Raw genomic sequence first — 5,525 nt, 5'->3', positions numbered from 1 at the left:
AGCGCTGCGCGCTGTGCAAGCGATTCCCGCCGCTTCGCGGCGGGAATGCGGCTGCGCGCTTCGCTTGCAGCACGGCCCCGCTTCGCGGGGCGTGTGGCCGGCGCTTCGCTTCGGCCACACGAAGGGGATACGCCGCGCTTCGCTTGGCGTCATGAGCCGCTGCTTCGCAGCGACTTGACGGTATGTTGGGTCCGTCCGCTTCGCTCCCGGACCCCGCAACTGGGAGGCTTGATACTGCGTCTGCTCGATTCCGACGGGAGGAGTGTTCGGTGACGGACGTGCTGCTAGACTCTGACGGGATTTCACTAAAGCGAAGTGCATCACTTTGATGCACTGTGTAGAGTCAGGAAAACACCGGCACCCCCATGGACTGAACCCAGGTGACACGGCTCCGGTCCCGGCGTCGAAATCCACTACGTGTCAGATAAAGGGGAAGCGGCACATGCCCGTGAAATTGAGGGACCATCAAGTCGAGGCAGTCGACGCCATCGTCCACGGGCTCGACATCCCGCCCGGGAAGAAAATCCCCCCGAACGGCCTGCGGGCACAGGTCCACTCCCCCTGCGGATCCGGCAAGACCATCACCGCAGCCGCAGCCTCACTGCGACTGGTGCCGCACGGACGGGTGCTGGTGATGGTCCCGACCCTGGACCTGCTCACCCAGACAGTGCGGGCCTGGCGCGACGTCGGACACACCGGACCCGCCGTAGCCGTGTGCAGCCTCCAAGACGACACCGAGCTCTTCGACCAGTAGCAACCCGCAGAAGCAACCGAGCTGGGCACCCGCGTTTGGGTGCGGCCGTGAGCCCGCTTGATGTCAGTGACGTGTGCTGGGATACCCGCATGAGGGATGGCTACCTGTACGCCGAGATCAATTTGGAATGGCCCGATCCGGCCGCCTATGAGGAGATGGCGCGCGCATGGCTGGACTGCGGGTTCACCGCGCTGGCAGGCGGGCACCGGCTGGCGCTGGAGACCGGGCCGAAACTGCCTCCGGAGGCAATGCGCCGCAACATTCCCTGCGGGCCGCCCCACGCTGCCTGGGGCTTCGTTTCGATCGCCCGCCATGACGGCCGGCAGCTTCGCCGTTCGAACCGGGTGATCTCCGCCCGGAGCCTGTCGTGGTTTCTGAAACAGCTGGCCGAGCCGCCACGCACCGCCACGATCGGGCTTTCCGTGCTCGACGAACACGGCTACCCGGGCCGCAGCCCGCTGCGGATCACGGTCAACCGCCCGGAGGCCGGGCACCCGTCAGAGGCCATCGACTGGGCGGTGCTGTCATTCCAGATTCCCGAGGCGGATCTGCTCGACGCCGCGCGGCAGGAGGCGGTGCTCGGCTTCCTGCGCAATATCAGTGAGAGCCTGGACCCGTCATTCGGCAACATCACCTACCACGACGGGCTGGGCAAGACGGGTCTCGAGCGGACGCTCGGGCCTCCATGGAGGTCCCCCAAAGAAACCATCCCGACCAGCCGTCAGACGCTGCGCGGATACGAGTGGTGGACCATCTGCCCGAAAGAGCTGGCTGACGCCGTCGGCGGCGCCAACGCCCTGCGCACCACCGGCGCGTTCCACGAGGTGGTCCGCCTGTCGTCGGGCGCGTTGTGGCTGCAGGCGACGAAGCACTACCGGGACTACAGCACTGACGCCTACTCGGCGGTGTTCCACGCGCTGGCTCCCGCCCTCCCGCCGGGCACACCGAAACACTTCGACCAGCGCCCCGGCGAACCGTCGGAGCGGATCGTCTACCGGGACGCGTCAGCCGTCAGCCGATGACGGGTGGTGGAGCGGGTCCCGAGCTTCAAAGGTGGCACCCGGGCAAATCACCAAGATCGTTCCATTTGGTGTACGGCTTGCCCGACTCTGCAGGATTTCTTCACCTTTCAGGGCTGACTGACGAGCCGGTCGAGACCCGGATCAGCTCGTCGATGAAGACAAGCTGACCACGATGAAGGCCGCCGAGACCACGGACGAAATCCGCCTCCTCAAGCACCGACTCGTACGGCAATACCCCCCTCTGCCCCAGCTCCACAATCAGAGCTGCCGACATCTCACCCCACCCCACTTCAACCTCACCGAACCACTCCCCCGCACTGATCGGGTCTCGGTGATGGCCAGACGCGTCGCGGACTCGTCGACGACAGCCTTGCGCCATACGCCCAGGAACCGCAACATCGCCCCAACCCATCGGAGCCACCGTTGAGAGCGTGGTGGTGAACCGGTCTGTAGCTCGATGACCTGGCGCTTTCGGGTGGTCGCGGCGTCGGTGTGGTCGGCTGCGGGCAGCCAGCGGAGGGTTCGTCTGGCTCGTGGAGGTGCGGGTGCCGTCGGTGATCGCGTTACTGGAGGTCCGGGAGGCGCGGGCCCGGGAGGAACTGGACTCGTGGCTGGAGATGCTGCGGGAGGCCAAGGTCCAGGCGGAAGCGGCCCGGCAGCGGCTGGAGCATGCGCGGATCGCCCGCGAGGAGGTGGCGCGCACTTTCGCCGAAGGAGCGGCTGCGGACCGCGACGGTGACGGGGTGTCACCTGCACCTGCCGTGGCGGTGGAGCCCGTCGCAGGGCCGACGCCCGCAGGTCCGGTGCTGCGGGAGGGCTACGATGCCCGGCCGCCGGTCTGGCAGCCGGGGCTGGAAGCCTATGCGTTGAGCGGGGCCTACCGGCAGGTCTTCGAGACGGCGCTGGCCGCGTCGGGTCCGGTGACGGTGCAGGAGTTGACCCGGGCGCTGGGGCGGGACGCGGCGCGGTTGAACGCGGTGGAGAAGGTGCGCCACCGTGCCTATGCGCTGCAGGCGCGCGGCTGGCCGGTGCGTGAGCGGGGCCTGTTCACTCCGGCCGCGGGTCCAGGCGCCCGGGGCGGAACTCCGGCCAGTGCAGGCGCTCTTTCGCCAGCTTCCGTGTCAGGGTGATCAGGCCGGCCCACCACACCATCTGCGTGTGGTGGTCGGGGCGGCGCTCGTGGTCGCAGTTCAGGCGCCGGGCCCGTGAGAGCCAACCCAGGGCGCGTTCGACCGTCCACCTGCGCGCGAGCACCACGAATCCCCTGGTCCCGTCGGGGCGTCTGACGACCTCGACCCCGACCCCGTGCGCGGCGAACGCGTCCGCCAGGGCCGGGCCCTGGTAGGCGGTGTCCGCCCAGATGAGTCTCAGCAGGCGTCCGGGCTCGGCCATGAACGCCTCATCAGTTCCGGGGCGGCGACCGAGTCGTGCACGTTCGCGGGGGTGACGGTGACCTCCAGCAGCAGGCCGCCGGTGTCGGTCAGGATGTGGCGCTTGCGGCCGTCACGCCGCTTGTTGCCGTCCACTCCCCGCGTGGCGGCCGGGCAGGTCTCCGAGCCGTCCACCGACTGCGCGTCCATGATGCCCGCGCTCGGCTCGGCCGCCCGGCCCTCCCGCGTGCGCTGCAGGCGACGCAGCCGCTGGCAGAGCTCACGCACATAGCCGTGGCGCGACCAGCGGCGAAAGAAGTCGTAGGCCTTGCGCGGGGCCGGCAGGTCCACGGGCATCGCCCGCCACTTCACGCCGTTGTCGACGAGGTAGCGCACCGCGTCGACCATCTCGCGGTGGCAGTAGGCCTCGGGGCGTCCGCCCCGGCCCTCCAGTCAGGCCGGCACCGGCATCGAGGCCTTGACCTGGGCCCATTCCGCATCCGTCATGTCGGACGGGTAGTGCGGCGCACGCCGCCCCGCCGCGATCGCCCCGTACCGGTGAACGTAGCAGTCACACGCCAGAGTGGCCGAAGTGCCACCGACCGGTGCGCAGATGGTCAACTGATACGGCAACGGGCCTCCTGGGCCGGAGGGTTGGTCTCGACAACCGCACTCCTACCAAGAGGCCCGTTCGTCTACGCCCGCCCAGCGGCCAGCACGAACATTCGAGGCATCCCCGACTCGGCCCCACCGAACACCACCCGGTTCACCACCACGCTCTCAACCTGCGAACACGCAAAGCATCTGAACGCTCCCCGCGGCCACCGGAGCCCGACTGCCCGGTACATGCACAGGCAGAACTACAGTTTCGCACCATTCGAATACCCCAGGGCCACGGCGAACGAGGTACTGGCCTTTCTTGAGCTTTGAACGGCGGAAGACCTGCCGTCGCCAGGCAACCGGCAACTGGTCAGCCGGCCTTCAACAGCAGGTCGGTGAGTGTGTCCGGCACGGTGACCATGCAGTCATGGCCGCTCCGCAGCTCCCGCACCTGCGACGCAGCGCCGTTGGGCTGCACCGCCGGAACCGGGCGGCGCGTGACGTCCCCCGGTGCGCTGCCGACACAGTGGATGTGCGTCCGGGAAATCGCATCCACGGCCGGGTTGTCCAGCCGGACAGGCTGCAAGAAGCAGCGCACCGACTCGTCCGACAGCATCGTGCGCAGCCACGCCGTGTCCGCCGGGTCGGTCACCCCGAACAGCCCCATGGGCGCGGGCATTTCCGGCACGGGCGGGATACGCCAGGGGGCGTCGGAGGCGGCGGCCGCGTCGATCAGTCGCTGGGTCTTCTCCGGTATGACGTCCAGCGCGCTCTCACCATCAGTTGGGACCATCGCATCGACGTAAACCAGATGCGCGATCCGCTCCGGGACCTCCCCGGCCACGCCGGATATGACCATCCCGGCGTAACTGTGCCCGACCAGCACCACGTTGGTGAGATCCCACTCGCTGAGGAGAGCGACGACGTCGGCGACGTGGGTGTCCAGGTCGACGTCTGGAGTGAGCAGGTGTTCCTTCTCGCCGTGGCCGGTCAGCGAAGGGGCGAACACCTGATGCCCGGCCCGGGTCAGCAAGGGAACCACCCGGTCCCAGACGCGCCCGCTGTGCCAAGCACCATGGACAAGAACGTAGGTTTTCGTGTGCGGCGTACTCATGCAGGAAGACGCTACTGAGCCGATAGGTACCTCCTGGTAACCTTCGGCCATGCACGACTCAGCCGGAAGCGTCTTCCTCGCCGACTGCCCCGCCCGGCTCGCCATCGACATCATCACCAACAAATGGGCCGTCGTCGTCCTGTTCGCCCTCAGTCGCAGGCCCCGTCGGCACGGTGAACTCGTCGACCTCGTCGGTGGCATCTCCCGCAAGGTACTCACCCAGACACTGCGCAGACTTCAGAGCTACGGCCTCATCGAACGCCGTGCCTATGCCGAGGCACCCCCACGGGTCGAATACAGCCTCACCGACCTCGGCCAAACCCTCACCGGACCCATCGCCGCCCTGACCGACTGGGCGAAGACGTACGGCGCCGCCGTCGCCAATTTCCAGGAAGCGGCGCAGCAGGACAGCACCTCCGACACCTGAGCCGTGACCGCCACCGGATCAGGTGATCAAGAAGGGCACTGGTTGTGCGGTCTGTGAGCCGACCAGATGGTCCGGCTCGTAACCTGCCGCTACACCGCCCGCGACCCACAACGGCCCCCGACACGGGTGGCGTCCCGCGAAGTGGGATCGCGTCCCTTGGCGTGGTGTAGCCGATCAGGGTGGGGTGGTGCGCCGGGGGCGTGGGGCCGGGTAGGTTCCGCTCCCTGCCGACAGGGTG

Annotated in this window: 7 protein-coding genes and 1 pseudogene; 4 read left to right on the top strand and 4 right to left on the bottom strand. The window is 68.2% G+C overall.

Annotated features, from left to right (window positions below; genetic code table 11):
• Window positions 1–442: 442 nt before the first annotated feature.
• Together ABH941_RS40775 and ABH941_RS40770 are read left to right on the top strand one after the other, a co-directional pair.
• Window positions 443–745, top strand: a pseudogene (locus tag ABH941_RS40775) (DEAD/DEAH box helicase family protein); the annotation flags it as partial.
• A gap of 56 nt (window positions 746–801) precedes the next feature.
• The gene (locus tag ABH941_RS40770; protein WP_370138514.1) at window positions 802–1,776 is read left to right on the top strand and encodes a hypothetical protein; all 975 of its coding nucleotides are present in this window, start codon (window positions 802–804) and stop codon (window positions 1,774–1,776) included.
• Window positions 1,777–1,876: 100 nt separating this feature from the next.
• Here ABH941_RS40770 and ABH941_RS40765 read toward each other — a convergent pair whose 3' ends face one another.
• Entirely contained in the window at window positions 1,877–2,050 is a 174-nt protein-coding gene (locus tag ABH941_RS40765; protein WP_370138503.1) for a hypothetical protein, read from the bottom strand.
• A gap of 271 nt (window positions 2,051–2,321) precedes the next feature.
• On the opposite strand from ABH941_RS40765, the gene ABH941_RS40760 reads away from it, so the two are divergent.
• A complete protein-coding gene (locus ABH941_RS40760) occupies window positions 2,322–2,906 on the top strand; it encodes a hypothetical protein (RefSeq protein WP_370138495.1) in 585 nt (194 codons plus the stop codon).
• Here the strand turns inward: ABH941_RS40760 and ABH941_RS40755 are convergent.
• The 3 genes from ABH941_RS40755 to ABH941_RS40745 form a co-directional block, all read right to left on the bottom strand.
• On the bottom strand, window positions 2,824–3,168 hold the full coding sequence (locus ABH941_RS40755) for a transposase (RefSeq protein WP_370138492.1): 345 nt from the start codon (window positions 3,166–3,168) through the stop codon (window positions 2,824–2,826). The genes ABH941_RS40760 and ABH941_RS40755 overlap by 83 nt on opposite strands.
• A complete protein-coding gene (locus ABH941_RS40750; protein ID WP_370138489.1) occupies window positions 3,144–3,554 on the bottom strand; it encodes a transposase in 411 nt (136 codons plus the stop codon). The genes ABH941_RS40755 and ABH941_RS40750 overlap by 25 nt, the downstream gene beginning before the upstream one ends.
• Before the next feature lie 562 nt (window positions 3,555–4,116).
• A complete protein-coding gene (locus tag ABH941_RS40745; protein ID WP_370138486.1) occupies window positions 4,117–4,860 on the bottom strand; it encodes an alpha/beta hydrolase in 744 nt (247 codons plus the stop codon).
• 49 nt (window positions 4,861–4,909) lie between these two features.
• On the opposite strand from ABH941_RS40745, the gene ABH941_RS40740 reads away from it, so the two are divergent.
• A complete protein-coding gene (locus ABH941_RS40740) occupies window positions 4,910–5,287 on the top strand; it encodes a winged helix-turn-helix transcriptional regulator (RefSeq protein WP_370138483.1) in 378 nt (125 codons plus the stop codon).
• The last annotated feature ends 238 nt before the right edge of the window (window positions 5,288–5,525 follow it).

The sequence above is a fragment of the Streptacidiphilus sp. EB103A genome (genome assembly GCF_041261405.1).
GTDB lineage: Bacteria > Actinomycetota > Actinomycetes > Streptomycetales > Streptomycetaceae > Streptacidiphilus.
The sequence above is the reverse complement of the archived record's forward strand: the minus strand, read 5'-3'. Positions and strand labels throughout refer to the sequence as shown.